This window comes from Vibrio sp. R15-SG3-ISO1B, from assembly GCF_059833835.1.
This window is the reverse complement of sequence record NZ_JCBDGG010000049.1, coordinates 1-16,600: the sequence shown is the minus strand read 5'-3', so window position 1 is coordinate 16,600 and position 16,600 is coordinate 1. Positions and strand designations below refer to the sequence as shown.

Genomic DNA, 16,600 nt, shown 5'->3' with positions numbered 1-16,600 from the left:
CGACAAGCCACTCTCAACGAGTGGCTTTTTAGTCTCTGGTTTTCTACTATCTTGGCGTTTAACCGTTCTCTGGTGCATCGGCTTGACACTCAGGTCGCGCGCGGGCAAACGCCGCCAACTTACCAAGTGACGCTGTCACATCCGCAATATTGGGATAGCGCCGCATATCGAGGTCAAAGCGATGTGCATTATAGACTTGCGGCACCAAACAGACGTCCACTAAGGTCACTTCATCCCCAACACAGTAGCAGCCGCGACGCTCGCTAATACGTGACTCAAGCGCCTCAAAAGCGACTTCAATCCAGTGTCGGTACCACTGCTGTTTTTGCTCTTCGCTGACGTGCAATGTCGAAGTGAGGTACTGGAGCACGCGCAAGTTATTAATGGGATGAAGATCCGCGGCAATATCCAAGGCCAAAGCTTTGACCCAATATCGCTCGTCACCTGACGGAGGAATCAATCTTGAGTGTGGATAGGTTTCATCAAGATACTCAATAATCGCCAGTGACTGGTGAATGCGCCTATCACCCTCCACCAGCACAGGGACTAACTTCGCAGGATTGATCGCTTGATACGCATCGCTGTGCTGCTCACCACCCTCTTTGACCAGATGAATCGGGCGTAATTGATAGCTCAAGCCTTTTAGGTTGAGTGCAATTCGGACTCGATACGCCGCAGAGGAACGCCAGTAATCGTAAAGAATCCGCTCACTCATAGCGCACAACCTGTTGATCAATAGCGCCAAAGATCGACGCGCCCTGCTCATCGAGCATCTCTATTTTGATGCGATCGCCAAAACGCATAAAAGACGTGGCAGGCTGACCATCACGGATAGTTTCAATCATTCGCACCTCGGCAATGCAGGAATAGCCAACACCTCCCTCCATAATAGACGTTCCGTAATCTGTGCCTTGCTTGTTGGAAACAGTGCCTGAGCCAATAATGGCTCCGGCGCCCAGTGGGCGTGTTGCTGCTGCGTGCGCGATAAGCTCAGGGAACTCAAAGGTCATGTCCACACTAGCGTTTGGGCAGCCAAACGGTTCGTTGTTGAAGTGGCTTAGCAGCGGCAACGCCACCTTTGCGCCATCCCACGCGTCCCCTAGCTCATCTGGGGTGACCGCGACCGGAGAAAACACCGACGACGGTTTGGATTGAAAAAAGCCAAAGCCTTTCGCTAACTCATTGGGGATTAACCCGCGCAACGAGACATCATTGACCAACATTAACAACCGAATTGAAGATTTGGCCTCCTCAGCGCTGACGCCCATCGGCACATCACCTGTGATGACGGCCACTTCCCCTTCAAAGTCGATGCCCCAAGATTCATCCGCCAGTGGGATGTCATCGGTTGGACCAATAAAGTGATCCGACCCACCTTGATACATCAGTGGATCGGTCCAAAAACTGGGCGGCATCTCCGCGCCGCGTGCTTTGCGCACCAATTCGACGTGGTTGACGTACGCAGAGCCGTCGGCCCATTGATACGCACGTGGCAAAGGAGACTCACACTGCTGAGCCGAAAACGCCAGCGAATCTTTGGCTTCGCCTAGGTTCAAACGTTGATATTGAGTCTCAAGCTGCGGCGCCACGCTGGACCAATCATCAAGCGCAGCTTGCAAGGTCGGCGCAATGTCTGAGACATCCAAATAACGGCTTAAGTCCTTGCTAACCACAACAAGCCGACCATCGCGTGTTCCATTTTTCAAACTGGCGAGCTTCATACTTCCTCCTTGCCCGTGGGCTGACGCCAACTGTAGACATAATCAATATTCTCCACCTCACTCGCCGCTTGACCGATGTCGAGCGCATGCCGGGTATCGATCATGACCGCTACTTCGTCGGTGAAGGTTTTCTTGTGGGCTTGCCCGGCTTGAAACGCCTTGGGGTGCGGCCCGTGAGTAAACCCTGCGGGGTGAAAGGTCACCATGCCGGCTTCGATGTTGTCACGACTAAAAAAATCTCCAGCGTGGTAGAACAGCACTTCATCATAGTCATCATTGTTATGAAAAAACGGTACTTTCAACGCACCGGGATCACTTTCAATTGGGCGCGGCACGAACGTACAAACGACAAATCCCTCACCGACAAAGGTGGTATGCGCCGATGGCGGCAGATGATAACGATGTGACATCAGCGGCCGAATATCACGCCAGTTGACTCGCACCACGGATAAGTCACCATGCCAACCAATCGCATCCAGTGGATTGAACGGATAGGTCACCACACTCACCTGTTCGTGGCGTTTGATGTGTACCTCTGTGGTTTGCTCTGAATACTGCGCTTTAAACGCCTCATCAATACTGGGCACATCGAGCACCGCAGGATCAAATACCGCGTGATTGCCGACCATGCCTTTATCTGGTAGCGAATAGGCGGCATCGCTGTTTTCAATCATCAACACAAACATGGGTTCTGAGATCTCTATGCGCCAAGACGTCGAACGTGGAATCATCACGTAATCCCCTTCACGCACCGACAAGTGACCGTAGTCGCAATAGAGCTCCCCACTGCCTTGGTGAATAAACAGCAGATCGTCACCATCGGCGTTGCGCACCAAATGACGCATCGACTGCTCGCAGCGCCAGACTCGAACCTTACAATGGCGATTGTGTAACAGCTTCGGCACGTGCCAAGGGGAGGACTGACGCGCACTGTCTACCTGATTGAAGTTGAACGCGCGTGGCTTAAGATCCCCTTGCCACTCACTCCATCCCGTCGGCGCGTGTCGATGATGAAAGTGACTGGCAGGACCGAAAAATCCACTGCGACCGGCCTCTCGCTCAAAAATGGCCTCATCAGGAAAATCCGCATGGGCTTGCTTAGAGCAGACGCCCTCCCGATGCGGAAAGGTGATCCATTTACGCATCACTCAGTACCCCGCGACGAATTTGATCTTCTTCGATGGATTCAAACAGCGCCTTGAAATTACCTTCACCGAATCCTTCATTGCCTTTACGTTGAATGATTTCAAAAAACACCGGGCCAATCACCGTTTGGGTGAAAATTTGCAGCAGTATGCCGTCTTTCATCGGTGCGCCATCGATAAGAATTTGCAGCTCACGCAGGCGTGCGAGCTCTTCACTGTGCCCCTCGACACGCTGATTCACTTTTTCATAATAGGTATCAGGGGTAGGCATAAAGTCCATGCCGCGATCGCGCAGAGTCTGCACCGTTTGGTAGATGTCGTTGGTGCTCAGCGCAATGTGTTGAATGCCTTCGCCGTTGTACTCACGAATAAACTCTTCAATCTGCGATTTGTCGTCAGACGATTCGTTGATTGGGATACGAATCTTGCCACACGGCGCGGTCATCGCTCGGCTCACAAGACCGGTCAACTTGCCTTCAATATCAAAGTAACGAATCTCTTTAAAGTTACCGATCCGTTCGTAAAATCCAGCCCAGGTGTCCATGTTGCCTTGCTTAACGTTATGCGTGAGGTGATCGATTTCAAACAGCCCTACATCCATAGTGTTCATGCGCTCGTCAGCATCGGCATAGAATCGGAAATCCACATCATAGATACTGCCGTCTTGGTAGCGGTCAACGAAGTAAAGCAAGCTATCACCAATGCCGTACACCGCCGGAATGGAGAGCTCCATAGGACCAATTTCCGTGACATAGCGCTCGGCGCCATTGTTTAACGCATGCTCAAGTGCCTTGGCAGCATCTTTGACTCGAAACGCCATGCCGCAAACCGAAGGGCCATGTAGGCGCGAGAACTGCTCAGCTTGACTGTGAGGCTCCGCGTTGACGATAAAATTGACGTCCCCTTGGCGATACAACCACGCCTCTTTTGAGCGATGCTTTGCTACCTCTGCAAAGCCGAGTGACGTAAACAGCGCTTTCAGATCTTGAATGCCCTTGTCATCAGCAGCGGTATATTCAACAAATTCAAATCCGTCTGTGCCTAACGGGTTTAGTGCCGTATTCATGGTGTTATCCTCACCTGTTGTTGATCTCTATCGCCTTTAAATTCGCCCATTGATACGATTAATGAAATATCGAGGCTCGATTTGGCACCTATTCAAAAAACCACCTCGAAATGTAAAATAAATGTAACACCACAATGAAGTCACCATAAACACATGATTTAACTATCCCAAATCCGCCCAATGGCAGTAACAATTATTTTACAATCACTCTTGTGTGATAAATTTCCTTAAGCAGTGGCGAACTCCTCGCCACTTAAGTCAAGATTGAGTCAAATCCGCCTTCGATTTGATTTGGCGCAGCGTCATGGCGCTCGCTCTCATTAGGCTAACGCCATCTATTCCCCTCACCACAACCCATGAGGTAGACCATGAGTCAGATCAACCCATCACGCTTGGTCGAGCATTTTATTGAGCTTGTCAAAATCGACAGTGAGACAGGCAATGAAAAACAGATTTCAGAACACCTAGCAGAGCAGCTCGGCGAGCTCGGTTTCACCGTACACAAACTGCCCGTCCCGGCTCATATCTCTAACGGTCATAACCTGTATGCGAAATTGGAAGGCAGCCTAGCAGGTAGCATCGCGTTCAGCTGTCATATGGACACCGTAACGCCAGGCATAGGTATTGAACCTGTGATTGAAGACGGCATTATTCGCTCTAAAGGAGAGACCATCCTAGGTGGCGACGACAAATCGGGCATTGCCGCTATCATGGAAGCGGTACGCGTGCTAAAAGAACACAATCAAGCGCACAAAACCATTGAGCTTGCTTTCACCGTGCATGAAGAAGGTGGCCTATTTGGCTCTGAGCATTTTGATATGAGCTTTATCGAGTCCAACCACGCCATCGTACTTGATACCGGCGGCCCGATTGGCACCATTGTCAATGCCGCCCCGGGCCAACAGAAAATCGTCGCGAAATTTATCGGCCGCCCAGCACACGCAGGCCTTGCGCCAGAAGAAGGCATCAGCGCCATTCAAGTTGCCGCAGAGGCGATCACGCAAATGAAGCTGCTGCGCATTGATGAAGAGACCACCGCCAATATCGGGATTGTCGAAGGGGGCAACGCCACCAATATTGTGATGCCTGAACTGACGGTAGTGGCCGAAGCGCGCTCGCTCAATGGCGACAAACTCGACGCGCAAGTTGAGCATATGATTGAGACTTTCCAGCGCGCCGCTGACGCCCACGGCGCACAGGTTGAAATTGAATCGACACGTGCTTACAACGCCTTTGTCATCGACGAAGCGTCACCATTGATTCAATCGGTTAAAGCCTCTTTTGACGCAATTGGTGCACAGCCATTCACCAAAGGCACCGGTGGTGGCAGTGACGCCAACAACTTTAACGCCAAAGGGCTAACGACCGTGAACATCTCAACGGGTATGGCAAAAGTGCACACGACAGAAGAGTACATCACCATTGATGACATGGTGAAAGTGACCGAGTTTGTTCAGCACTACGTAACTCAAGCGTAAACGAGCTAACAGCACAAACAAGCCCATCTGTTTTCTACATGTAACGAAGCGGATGGGCTTTATCTCAATGTGATGTCGCGAAAATGCGGATTCTCCACCAGCACTGACAACTGTTTGATCTCATCGAGCACCACCAAACGCTCTTGTTGATGGATGCTAAGCAGAACGGCTTCTCGCCTGCTCTCATCTCGGCGCGTATCCAGCGCAATCCCTTCCATCTCGGTCCCATCTTTGAGTGTCAAACGCACGGGATAACGGTAGAGGCAAACAATTTCAATATAGTCATAGTCACTGCAACGTATCATGCATCACTCCTTATCGAAACTGTCGACCACGATGGCACCCATGGAGGCTGGCATGGTGATCACCACCACGCGCTTAAATGAGGTGATGGGGTCTTCCATCAGGGGCAACTTATCCAGACAGACCAGCACTAAGGCGACCACACACGCCGCAATCAAATACGCCGCGACGATGCGCGCAACAAACTCCCATTTGCGCGTCTGAACGTTACTTTGGAATACGCTTTGATAGGTAAACAGGGTTAAGAACACCACCGAGAGCGAAAACAGGAGAAACAAATTGAGCGGCGGTAAGGTTTCACCCAAACGCCACGCCTCTTCAGAGAACGAAATCGGCACAGCAAGCGCAAAGGCGCCGACAAATATCTGACTCGCATCTTCGAAATTAAAGCTATATTTCATTCACTTATCCTGCAGAATTTTCTATCAAGCTTAGTTGATAAGGCGAGGACGATAAAGCGCTAGAGCCGTTATCGTCACGACAAAATGATTTCGTGGAAGTTTTCCCAATATCGTGGTCAGTTGTGGCTAGAATGGCGCAACTTTTCTATTCGGATAGCCTCCATGAGTCTACTTGAAAATCTCTCCATTATCATGGCGCTGATCTTAACCAGTTGCTTTTTCTCCATGTCAGAAATCTCGTTGGCTGCGGCGCGTAAAATTCGTCTGCGCCAACTCGCTGACGATGGCGATCACCGCGCGACCTTAGTCCTCGGGCTACAAACCCATCCGGGTAACTTTTTTACCGTGGTGCAAATTGGCCTCAATGCCGTGGCTATCATGGGCGGTATCGTCGGTGAATCGGCGTTTACCCCGTATATTGCTGCTATGTTGAGCCACTGGGTGCCCGCTGCGTGGATCGCGCAGGCCAGCTTTGTGCTCTCTTTTACCTTGGTCACTAGCCTGTTTATTTTGTTCGCCGATCTGATGCCTAAGCGCATTGCGATGGCGATGCCGGAAACCGTCGCGTTGGCCCTCGTGAAACCACTCTTGGTGTGCATTCTGATCCTCAAACCCATCGTAATAGTATTTAACGGTTTGGCGACGCTGATTTTTCGCCTATTGCGCGTCCCTGCCGAACGCAATGACGACATCACCAGCGATGACATCTACGCCGTCATGGATGCAGGAGCCGAAGCAGGCGTCCTCGATACGAACGAGCAGCAAATGATGGAAAGCGTGTTTCAGATGCAATCGATCCCCGTTACGTCTGCCATGACGCCGCGTGAAGACATTGCGTTTCTCTCACTTGATGACGATGAAACCATGCTTAAGCGCAAGATCGCCGACAACCCTCATCACAAATTTTTAGTCTGTGATGGCCAGCTCGATGCGATCAAAGGCTTTGTCAATTCAACCGAACTGTTGATCCGCCTCATCAATGAGCAAACATTGGATCTTAAAAGTAGCAGCGTGGTGCAAACCTGCCCCATCATCCCTGACACCTTGAGCCTATCGGAAGCGTTGGAATACTTTAAATCCAATCGCGTCGACTTCTCTGTGGTGATGAACGAATACGCCTTGGTCATGGGCGTTGTGACTTTCAATGATTTGCAAAGTGCCGTAATGGGCAGCTGGGTGTTGGCCGAAGGCGAAGAGCAAATTGTCGCCCGTGACGAGCACTCTTGGCTGGTCGATGGTGTCACGCCGATCACCGATGTGATGCGCACGCTGCAAATTGACGAACTGCCCCATTCACAAAACTACGAAACCATCGCCGGCTTTATGATGTTTATGTTAAAGAAAATTCCGCGACGCACTGATTCGGTGACCTACTCTGGCTACAAATTTGAGGTGGTCGACATCGATGACCATAAAGTAGACCAATTGCTGGTCACTCGAGTGGAACAAAAAGACGACGAGCAGTAACGCACCAACCGTTACCAAGACTCCTCTTGAAAACGGGCGGACCTCGCTTGAGCGAGTGTGCAGTCCGTTTTCGCCATCAGTTCCGTTAAGGTGATACTGGGATTACCGGCGATAAGCTGAGCAAGCTGGATGTTGAGTGGCAACGGCGCAGGAGCACGCGCGGCAACTCGCGCATTGATGAGCGTGTCAATTTTTTGCCTAACGTAGGCATAATCTTCGCAGCTATCTTCGCGGCTAAGCAATTCATGACAGAGAGCATTGAGCGCCCCCTCTTCCCCTACCAACTGCCAGTGGCGTGAACGCCTAACACGGCTCAACACACAGTGGTGCTGCTGCGCGAGTCGTTTGAGGTTTTGACACTTCTCTCTGCCCAGTTTTTGCACCAATGAGGGCAGTGCGAGTGTCACAAGGTCAGCTTGAAGAGTCATAACAGAGATCAGTGGGTGTTGGATTGGGTCACTTTATCGTAAAAGGCCTGTGCGTCCAGCGGTTTTGAGAAAAAGTAGCCTTGATACTCATCACACCCTTCATTAAACAGTAGAGATAATTGCTCAGAGGTCTCAACACCTTCTGCCACGACCGATTTGCCTAGGTTTTGCCCCATCTGAATAATGGTTCGCACCAACATGTGATCGGTGATGTCAGTGGTGCAATCATCAACAAATGACTTATCGATTTTAAGTACATCAATGGGCAAACGCTTCAAGTAGTTGAGCGACGAGTATTCAATCCCGAAGTCATCAATGGCCACCGACATCCCTCGCTCTCGCAGACGTTCACACGCTTCCACCACATATTCGGGCTCTCTCATTAAGGTCGATTCTGTGATTTCAATTTCCAGCGCCTCTCCAGGCAACTGGGCGTTATCAAGCGCGTCGATGATAAAACTGGCAACGTCATCATGGGCAAACTGAACGGTAGAGACATTAATCGACACAAGGATCGGTAGCCCAGAGTCATGCCAAGCTTTCACCTGCTTAATGCTTTGCGTAATCACCCAACGGCCAAGAGGCACGATAAACCCAGTTCGTTCTGCAATCGGGATAAATTCGAACGGCGAAATCATACCAAGCTGGGGGTGTGACCAACGAATCAGCGCTTCGGCTCCAACCACGCGATCGCTGATCATAGAGACCTTAGGCTGATAATGCAGAACGAAATGGCCCAATTGCAGGCTCTGCTTCATCTCCGACTCCAACTGATGCTGACGAATCGTCTCATCGAGCAGTTGGTCATCGTACCAAACGATGGAGCCGGGCCCTTGGGATAGCGCGCGATAGAGTGCCAAATTCGCATTTTTCCCCCACAGACTCACCACACCATTCGCGTGCTTGGCCAGTGCAACCCCCACACAAAAATTCAGCCGATAGGTCGTGTCGCCGACTACAAACAGCTTGCTGTGTTTGGTAAGAATGGTGTCTAGCACGGTTTGCAGCTTTCGCTCTACATGGACATTTTCCACCAGCACGACAAACTCATCGCCTGCAATGCGATACATTTGGGCTTGGTTTTCTATTAACCCACTGATGTGGCTGGCGAAAGATTGCAGTAGCTCATCACCATTGCGATAGCCCAATTTGTCATTGACGCTTTTGAAATTGTGCAGACCAATCTGCAATACCCCAAAACAGTGTGCATTACTCTCGTTCATGGCCGATACCGCCGCATAGAAGGCATTAATATTGGGCAGCTTGGTCAAGTAATCGGTGAAGCTGTCTTTTTTAAAGGCCAGCGTTTGTTGTTGGGTTTTCTTGATGTAATACGTCATCAGGGTAGCGAACACGGTGATCGCGCCCACATCTATGGCGTCTTCGATAAACTCGTCAAAGTCATCGGGATCTAGGCTGTGAAGATAGCTGACAATCAGTAATGCCGCGATAGCCAGAGGCCAAAACGACCCGGGAAATAGGACGATGAAACAGAGTGGCAGTAAAATGAAGCTCTTTTCGATGGCATCCATCTCTAACGGCTCAATCAGCCCACCGATAAAAATCAGGCTCGCCGCTAACAGCGCGCAGATACGCTTACGCTGCTCAGATTGAGTGAACAAAGCATAAATCATTAAGGGGGGAAAGAGTAAATACGCCGCTCTGCCCATCTCGTGTTCGAGCAGCAGGGTGCGAGAAATCAGGACAATAGAGAGAACATAGGCCACTTGAATCGCCATTCCGATCGACCGATTGAATAAATTCTCTTGCACTGCCATCCCTAATCCGTGGGTGATTTAAAATTTATAGCGACTTTGTTGCATAATTTCCACACTTTTTCGTCAATCCAATACCTTTGTCGAACAAGCAGATACAAAAAAGAGGAAGGGGTTCACCGCTTCCTCTTTACATGAATGTAGGGATAACTTTACAGCCCGAGCTGTTCTGCCATCGCTTTCATCTCTTCAAGATCCATTTGATGGACACGAATCATCTGGTTGATTTGGCTCAAACGAGAATTGGCGGCATCTTGTTTGTCGCACGCATCCGATTTCGCTTCCCAAGAGGTGCCTTCTAGAAAGGTGTCACACGCTTTCTTCAGTGAGGCTAGCTTAGGCTCCAACTCGTCGCGCTCTTTTTGCAATGCGGCTAATTCTTGTTTGACTCTCAGTTCTTGTTGGAAGAGCTCACGCGAACGCTCAAACATGGTTGCCTGCATATCGGCTTGGCGATTAAGCTGCGCATTTTCACCCGCGACATCCGCTAACTGTGATTTCTGCTCGCCGACTTGTTGCTCTAGGGACAGGTTGACCTTTTCCAGCTCCGCCACTTGCGATTCAAGCTGAGCGATTGATGCCTCGTACTGCGCTTTTTGCTCTTCAATCGCTTGCTCCAGCTTTTGCTGCACTTCAACGTCAACGTTGGCGACTTTTTCTTCCACCGTCACCACGAGCTGTTTTTTGTCTGACACCAGCGTTTGATACTGCGATTCCAACGCGTGGTATGTCTGTTGCCACTTTGACGCCGTCACGCTCGAGCCAATTAATGCTCCTAGTGCGATACCCAATACACCTGCTATAGCAATATAGAGGTAGGTTCGCTTGTCGCGTTGTTCGATAACGACCACATCATCATTATCTACGTCTGTCTGTTTATTCACGTATGACTCCTGCTCCACTAGCGAATCAACTCGGTGATCACGAGTGTCACGGTATAAATTAAAAACCCTGAAATCAACGTCACCACCACTGCTTTTTGCAGTTTTTCGCTCGTGCGATAGCGGATCAACACAAATGCCAATGCGACCAAAAAGGCAATCGCTAACAATCTTGTCATAGCCTCTCCTTAGCTGTACCCACATGCTTGGGGGCAACTTGATAACCTTTTCATTTATACCATTTTTTCGCGCCTTTTGGTCAGCGTCCGGTAGTTTTATTCTGTTTACTTAGGTGAGTGCGCAAATTATCCGCGCTTAATACCTTTTATGAGTGATTCATTTGGGCAAGCTGCACTTTTGGGGTATAAAGAGCGCGACACCAAATGGGAGATAAACATGAAACCGTATCAGTTAGAGAAGAAAAAACGTCGTATTCAAAAGAAATTGTTCCTCGGCGAATTTGCCGTGCTGGGTTTCGAGATTCGTTGTGAAACCAACATTCAAGATTTCGACCGCTACGACCACTTTGTGGATGATTTTATTGACTACATCGACAGCCTTGGTTTGTGCTTCGGTGGCGGTGGCCTTGAGACATTTGACGGTTTCCTATGCAGTGTGGCCCGCTACGGCAATGCGACGGCTGAGCAGCAAGCTTTGGTTGGCGCGTGGCTAGAAAAACGCGAAGAAGTGACCAACGTGGAGATCGGCGAGCTGGTAGACGCCAACTACTTCTAAGCTTTCATCTTTGATTGTTCAAAAATAGCGCAGTTGAGCGCTATTTTTTTCCCCTCAATTCACCATACTTTCAGCGTTTTCCGCGCCCTCCCCTCTTAAAACGATCACAAGTGCAAAAACACGCTTGATCTCACAAAAAAAAGTGTTACAGTTCTCGCGTTAATAGCACAGAACTATTGACCATCTTTTGCTCAACGCATTGAGCAATTGTTCCGACGAAGACTGCAGGAGAGTGGTTAATAACTAAATTTTAACATTTAGTTAAGATAACCCGCCGAAGAATTAACTATTTCAGGTGCTACTTAGGTAGCGAGGACTGTAGTTGGAGGAACCTCTGGAGAGAACCGCTCTACCTTGTTGTAGAAAGTGGTCGCCGAAGGAGCAAGCCTATTTTTAGGTGAAACTCTCAGGCAAAAGGACAGAGGAGTGAAAAGACCCGTTATTCGGTAGCTTCCTGTCTATCGTTTTTGAGATCATCGATCTCGGCTTTTCCCTCTTCTCCTTATTTAAGCATTATCAATTTAAGGGGAACCCATGAATAACCTACAATCTTTACTGATCACTATCGACAATTTCGTTTGGGGACCGCCCCTGCTGATTTTGTTGGTGGGTACCGGTGTCTATTTTACTTTTCGTTTAGGCTTGCTCCAGTTTAGACACCTTCCCACGGCACTGAAAATGGTGTTCAGCAAATCAGACTCCGGCAAGCAAGGGGATATTTCCAGCTTTGCTGCGCTTTGTACCGCCCTGTCCGCCACCATAGGTACGGGCAACATCGTTGGTGTCGCCACCGCCATCAAACTGGGTGGTCCCGGCGCACTATTTTGGATGTGGTTGGCGGCCCTATTTGGCATGGCCACCAAGTACGCTGAGTGTCTACTCGCAGTGAAATACCGCAAAGTGGATGATAAAGGTCAAATGGTCGGCGGACCGATGTACTACTTGCAATATGGTGTCGGTTCTAAAACCTTAGCCGTGCTATTTGCCATTTTCGCCCTCGGTGTCGCCTGTTTTGGTATCGGTACCTTCCCGCAGGTTAACGCCATTTTGGATGCTTCTGAAATCTCGTTTGGCGTATCCCGTGAGGTCTCGGCGGTCGTACTGACGCTATTGGTCGCTTTTGTAACGCTAGGTGGCATTCAGTCGATTGCGAAAGTCGCAGGAAAAGTGGTGCCTATGATGGCGCTGTTCTATGTGATGGCGTGTTTGAGTGTCATCATCATGAATTCTGATCAGCTTTTCGCTGCCGTTGAATTGGTAGTCGTCTCTGCCTTTACACCAACCGCAGCGACAGGCGGCTTCCTAGGGGCAAGCATTATGCTGGCGATTCAATCTGGGATTGCCCGCGGCGTGTTCTCGAATGAATCTGGCCTGGGTAGCGCACCGATGGCAGCGGCCGCAGCGAAGACCGACTCTTGCGTCAAGCAAGGTCTGATCTCGATGACCGGCACCTTCTTTGACACCATCATCATCTGTACTATGACGGGCCTTGCCTTGATCCTGACTGGCGCATGGCAAAGTGATTTTGCTGGTGCGGCCATGACCACTCACGCCTTTGCCGTCGGACTTAACGCCGACACGCTAGGTCCATTGCTCGTCTCCATTGGCCTGATTTTCTTCGCCTTTACGACTATTTTGGGCTGGAACTACTACGGCGAACGTTGCGTTGTGTTCTTACTAGGTACTAAGGCTGTACTGCCTTACAAAGTCATCTTTGTCGCTCTGGTCGCTTCTGGTGCGTTCCTTCACCTCGATATGATTTGGATCATCGCCGACATCGTCAACGGACTCATGGCCATTCCTAACCTTATCGGCTTGATTGCGTTGCGCCACATTGTGGTCGAAGAGACTAAACTGTACTTTGCTGCGCTGTCGGTGGGTAGCAGTGCCAAAACCACCGCGTAAGACGACCGTGTAAGGTGACGTGATCAAAAAGCCCGCGCTCTAGCAAGCGCGGGCTTTTTCATTTCTAATCCGCTGTGATTTCTAATACATTGTGTATAGATTAAACTCTCTTTAAATCTGCGGTTTTTCAATCATCAGTTTAACACCAAGCGCAATAAGAACCGCGCCGGTGGTCCCTTCCATCCAGCGATTAAAACGCGCACTGCGAAGCAGAGATTTAGCCCGAGTCAGCACGCCCGCCAGTCCACACTGCCATACCATCGCAATCACAAAATGGATCGCAGCCATCACACATGACTGCACAAACGCAGAACCCTCTGGATTGATGAACTGAGGTAAAAACGCCAGATAAAACACCGCCGTTTTAGGGTTCAGCACGTTCGACAAGAAGCCTTCTCGCAGTGAGCGCCACGCCGTGGCTTTGGTGTGCGCCACCGTTTGCACCGCGATCCCCGCATCCAATTGGCCATTGAACAGCCCCTTAATGGACATTACACCTAGCCAAATCAAATAGGCCGCGCCGACCATTTTCACCGCACTAAATAGCTCAGCCGATTGCGCCAAGACCGCCGAGATACCAATCGCAGAAAAGGTGGCATGGACAAACAAGCCCGAGCAAATCCCCAAACTGGTTAATACACCATCGGAAAAGCCGCCACGCGACGAGTTACGAATCACAAGCGCAGTATCGAGTCCGGGGGTTAACGTCAAAATGGTGATGGCGACCAAAAACGCTTCCATATTGTTGATCATTGCAGGTCCTTATTATTGGGGAGCAAAGGCTCCAGTCAGCGCGAGATATAACCAGGTCATCTCAGGAAAGATCGCCATCTTATAGCAAGGCCGTCAAAATAGGCAATGATTATGCTTCTTGCTGCAATTATTGAACGCAAACCCCTTGGTCAATCCTGAGGAGGTTGTTAAGATTTTGGTTTTCCCAGTCACCTAAGGTGTGGTCATGAGCGCATTCGACAAACTCAAACAGCATTCCCAAAAAATTTCTCGTTTTAATCACTTAGCGGCCATCTGTGGATGGGACCAAGCGGCAGTGATGCCGAGCGGAGGGAATCAAGCTCGCTCAGAGGCAATGGCCGAGCTATCCGTGCATATTCATCAATTGCATACCCAGCCACAGCTCGCGGATTGGTTTGCCGAAGCAGAAACAGAAACGCTCAGCGTTGAAGAGAGCGCCACACTGCGAGAGCTTAAACGCCAGTGGCAACAAGCCAATTTGCTGCCTGAAGCACTGGTACAAGCCAAATCCCTAGCGGGCTCGAAATGTGAACACGCTTGGCGTACCCAGCGTGGCCAAAACGACTGGATCGGGTTTGAGAAAAACTGGGCAGAAGTCGTTAAACTTTCGAAAGAAGAGGCGCAAATTCGTGCCGATGCCAACGGATCGACACCGTATGATGCGATGCTCGACATTTACGAGCCGGACACCACGTCAGCGTCACTCGATACGCTGTTTGCCGACGTAAAAAGCTGGCTACCTGCCTTGATCGATGAGGTGATCGAAAAGCAGTCTTCTGAGCACTACCTCACCCCAACAGGCCATTTTCCCACCGAGCAACAAAAAGCGCTCGGGCTGGATGTGATGAAACTACTGCAATTCGATTTCGATCATGGCCGATTGGATGAGAGCGTCCACCCTTTTTGTGGTGGCGTACCGCAAGATGTGCGAATTACCACCCGCTACGATGAAAACGAATTTGTACAATCGCTCATGGGCATCGTTCACGAGACAGGCCACGCCCGTTATGAGCAAGGTTTACCCAAAGCACTAGCAGGATTGCCGTCAGGCGAAGCTCGCTCAATGGGTATTCATGAGTCTCAATCACTGTTTTTCGAAATGCAAGTGGGCCGCAGTGATGCGTTTATTGCCCATCTATCGCGACTTGCCACCCAACACTTCTCCGGACACGATACGTCGCTTTTTAGTCAAGCGAACTTTCAAAAGCTTTATACTCGCGTCAAAAAAGACTTTATCCGTGTTGATGCCGACGAGCTCACCTATCCGGCTCACGTCATTTTACGCTATGAGATCGAGCGTGATTTGATCAATGGTGATATTTCCCACCAAGATGTTCCCGAGCTCTGGGACACCAAAATGCGCCAGTATCTCGGTCTCTCTACCGCCGGTAATTTCAAAAATGGCTGCATGCAAGACATTCACTGGACGGATGGCGCCTTCGGCTACTTCCCATCATACACCTTAGGGGCCATGTACGCGGCGCAGTTTATGGCAGCGATGAAGAAAACCGTGGATGTGGATGAAGCTATTCACTCTGGTGATCTCACGCCTATTTTTGCTTGGCTGGGCGATAACATCTGGAGCAAGGGCAGCTTACTGACAACCGATGAGCTGGTTAAATCGGCAACAAGCGAAGTGTTGAACGCTCAGTTCTTCCAAAATCACCTGAGAAGTCGATACCTGTAGATAGTACTCACGTAAAATGAAACGCCGTCACAGGGTTTACCCTGTGACGGCGTTTTTGTGTGCTCTTTACGCTTTAAGATGTTGCTCAAAAAATTCCAATGTTCGCTGCCAAGCAAGCTCGGCCTCTTTTTCGGCGTAACGTCCGGTGGAGTCATTGTGAAATCCGTGATTCACGCCCTCGTAAACGTAGGCTTGATAGTTCGCCCCATTGGCCTTAAGCGCTTTCTCGTACTCCGGCCAAGTGGCGTTGACACGCTCATCAAGACCCGCGAACTGAATCATCAACGGCCCTTTCACCTTCGGGATCAAAGATTCCGCTGCAGGTGTACCATAAAAAGGCACCCCTGCATCCAACTGCTCAGGAATGGTCGCAGCCAGCATATTGACTATGTAGCCGCCAAAACAAAAACCGACCGCCCCTAATTTTCCGTTACTTAGCTCATGCGATTTCAAAAAGCTCGCAGCGGCTAGGAAGTCCGCTTCAATCTTCTCTCTTTCTAGACTCTTTTGCATCGCGCGGCCTTCATCGTCATTTCCTGGATAACCGCCCAACGGATAGAGTGCATCGGGGGCAAAGGCGATAAAACCTTTCGCGGCTAATCTTCGCGCGACGTCTTCAATGTAAGGGTTAAGCCCACGGTTTTCATGCACAACCAGTACGACAGGCGCGGTGCCTACCAACTCTCGTGGCACGACCAAATACCCTTGCCCTTCACCGTGACCATTCGGTGAATCAAACTTGACGTAGCTGGCTTTGATTGCGGGATCGTTAAACGACACCTGCTCTGCCAGTGCATAGTTCGGTGTCAGTGCTGACGTTAAGACTGACATCGTAAAGCCTAATGCGACAAGACC

The 16,600-nt window shown here is 50.1% G+C and carries 17 protein-coding genes and 1 riboswitch; of the genes, 5 read left to right on the top strand and 12 right to left on the bottom strand.

Features of this window, described 5'->3' with window-relative positions; genetic code table 11:
* Window positions 1-58: 58 nt before the first annotated feature.
* Genes maiA through hppD form a run of 4 tightly spaced genes read right to left on the bottom strand, consistent with a single transcriptional unit; the run spans window position 59 to window position 3,932 of the window.
* Window positions 59-715 carry a maleylacetoacetate isomerase gene (gene maiA / locus AC6R0S_RS15725; protein WP_500632175.1) on the bottom strand — a complete coding sequence of 219 codons (657 nt, stop codon included), beginning with the start codon at window positions 713-715 and terminating at the stop codon, window positions 59-61.
* Entirely contained in the window at window positions 708-1,721 is a 1,014-nt protein-coding gene (locus tag AC6R0S_RS15720) for a fumarylacetoacetate hydrolase family protein (protein ID WP_500632174.1), read from the bottom strand. The genes maiA and AC6R0S_RS15720 overlap by 8 nt, the downstream gene beginning before the upstream one ends.
* Window positions 1,718-2,866, bottom strand: a complete 1,149-nt coding sequence (locus AC6R0S_RS15715; protein ID WP_500638319.1) for a homogentisate 1,2-dioxygenase — start codon at window positions 2,864-2,866, stop codon at window positions 1,718-1,720. The genes AC6R0S_RS15720 and AC6R0S_RS15715 overlap by 4 nt, the downstream gene beginning before the upstream one ends.
* On the bottom strand, window positions 2,859-3,932 hold the full coding sequence (gene hppD / locus AC6R0S_RS15710) for a 4-hydroxyphenylpyruvate dioxygenase (RefSeq protein ID WP_500632430.1): 1,074 nt from the start codon (window positions 3,930-3,932) through the stop codon (window positions 2,859-2,861). The genes AC6R0S_RS15715 and hppD overlap by 8 nt, the downstream gene beginning before the upstream one ends.
* A 368-nt stretch (window positions 3,933-4,300) precedes the next feature.
* Between hppD and AC6R0S_RS15705 the strand changes: the two genes are divergently transcribed.
* Window positions 4,301-5,410 (top strand): M20/M25/M40 family metallo-hydrolase, encoded by a 1,110-nt coding sequence (locus tag AC6R0S_RS15705; protein ID WP_500638318.1) that lies wholly within the window; start codon window positions 4,301-4,303, stop codon window positions 5,408-5,410.
* A gap of 59 nt (window positions 5,411-5,469) precedes the next feature.
* Here the strand turns inward: AC6R0S_RS15705 and AC6R0S_RS15700 are convergent, their stop codons facing one another.
* Both AC6R0S_RS15700 and AC6R0S_RS15695 read right to left on the bottom strand, forming a co-directional pair.
* Window positions 5,470-5,715 carry a Rho-binding antiterminator gene (locus AC6R0S_RS15700; RefSeq protein ID WP_487902413.1) on the bottom strand — a complete coding sequence of 82 codons (246 nt, stop codon included), beginning with the start codon at window positions 5,713-5,715 and terminating at the stop codon, window positions 5,470-5,472.
* Between the two features lie 3 nt (window positions 5,716-5,718).
* The gene (locus AC6R0S_RS15695) at window positions 5,719-6,114 is read right to left on the bottom strand and encodes a DUF2391 family protein (RefSeq protein WP_334550553.1); all 396 of its coding nucleotides are present in this window, start codon (window positions 6,112-6,114) and stop codon (window positions 5,719-5,721) included.
* Window positions 6,115-6,276: 162 nt separating this feature from the next.
* Between AC6R0S_RS15695 and paeA the strand changes: the two genes are divergently transcribed.
* On the top strand, window positions 6,277-7,581 hold the full coding sequence (gene paeA / locus AC6R0S_RS15690) for a polyamine export protein PaeA (protein WP_500638317.1): 1,305 nt from the start codon (window positions 6,277-6,279) through the stop codon (window positions 7,579-7,581).
* An 11-nt stretch (window positions 7,582-7,592) separates the two neighbouring features.
* Here the strand turns inward: paeA and AC6R0S_RS15685 are convergent, their stop codons facing one another.
* The 4 genes from AC6R0S_RS15685 to AC6R0S_RS15670 form a co-directional block, all read right to left on the bottom strand.
* The gene (locus AC6R0S_RS15685; RefSeq protein ID WP_500632168.1) at window positions 7,593-8,009 is read right to left on the bottom strand and encodes a ribosome recycling factor family protein; all 417 of its coding nucleotides are present in this window, start codon (window positions 8,007-8,009) and stop codon (window positions 7,593-7,595) included.
* A gap of 8 nt (window positions 8,010-8,017) precedes the next feature.
* Window positions 8,018-9,787, bottom strand: a complete 1,770-nt coding sequence (locus AC6R0S_RS15680; protein WP_500638316.1) for a putative bifunctional diguanylate cyclase/phosphodiesterase — start codon at window positions 9,785-9,787, stop codon at window positions 8,018-8,020.
* Window positions 9,788-9,936: 149 nt separating this feature from the next.
* The gene (locus AC6R0S_RS15675; protein ID WP_334550558.1) at window positions 9,937-10,668 is read right to left on the bottom strand and encodes a chromosome partitioning protein ParA; all 732 of its coding nucleotides are present in this window, start codon (window positions 10,666-10,668) and stop codon (window positions 9,937-9,939) included.
* A 17-nt stretch (window positions 10,669-10,685) separates the two neighbouring features.
* Entirely contained in the window at window positions 10,686-10,844 is a 159-nt protein-coding gene (locus tag AC6R0S_RS15670; RefSeq protein WP_487902409.1) for a hypothetical protein, read from the bottom strand.
* A gap of 217 nt (window positions 10,845-11,061) precedes the next feature.
* Between AC6R0S_RS15670 and AC6R0S_RS15665 the strand changes: the two genes are divergently transcribed.
* The gene (locus AC6R0S_RS15665; protein WP_500632435.1) at window positions 11,062-11,400 is read left to right on the top strand and encodes a YggL 50S ribosome-binding family protein; all 339 of its coding nucleotides are present in this window, start codon (window positions 11,062-11,064) and stop codon (window positions 11,398-11,400) included.
* A gap of 324 nt (window positions 11,401-11,724) precedes the next feature.
* A riboswitch (glycine riboswitch) is annotated at window positions 11,725-11,832 on the top strand.
* Between the two features lie 102 nt (window positions 11,833-11,934).
* Complete coding sequence (locus AC6R0S_RS15660; protein WP_500632436.1) at window positions 11,935-13,305, top strand: alanine/glycine:cation symporter family protein; 1,371 nt, start codon at window positions 11,935-11,937, stop codon at window positions 13,303-13,305.
* A gap of 111 nt (window positions 13,306-13,416) precedes the next feature.
* Here the strand turns inward: AC6R0S_RS15660 and AC6R0S_RS15655 are convergent, their stop codons facing one another.
* Window positions 13,417-14,058: a LysE family translocator gene (locus AC6R0S_RS15655; protein WP_500628425.1), complete on the bottom strand. Its 642-nt coding sequence runs from the start codon at window positions 14,056-14,058 to the stop codon at window positions 13,417-13,419.
* Between the two features lie 205 nt (window positions 14,059-14,263).
* Here AC6R0S_RS15655 and AC6R0S_RS15650 point away from each other — a divergent pair, with 205 nt between their 5' ends.
* Complete coding sequence (locus tag AC6R0S_RS15650) at window positions 14,264-15,745, top strand: carboxypeptidase M32 (RefSeq protein WP_500632437.1); 1,482 nt, start codon at window positions 14,264-14,266, stop codon at window positions 15,743-15,745.
* A gap of 66 nt (window positions 15,746-15,811) precedes the next feature.
* Here the strand turns inward: AC6R0S_RS15650 and AC6R0S_RS15645 are convergent.
* Window positions 15,812-16,600, bottom strand: a 789-nt coding sequence (locus AC6R0S_RS15645; protein ID WP_500638315.1) for a dienelactone hydrolase family protein, incomplete at its 5' end; no start/stop codon positions are given.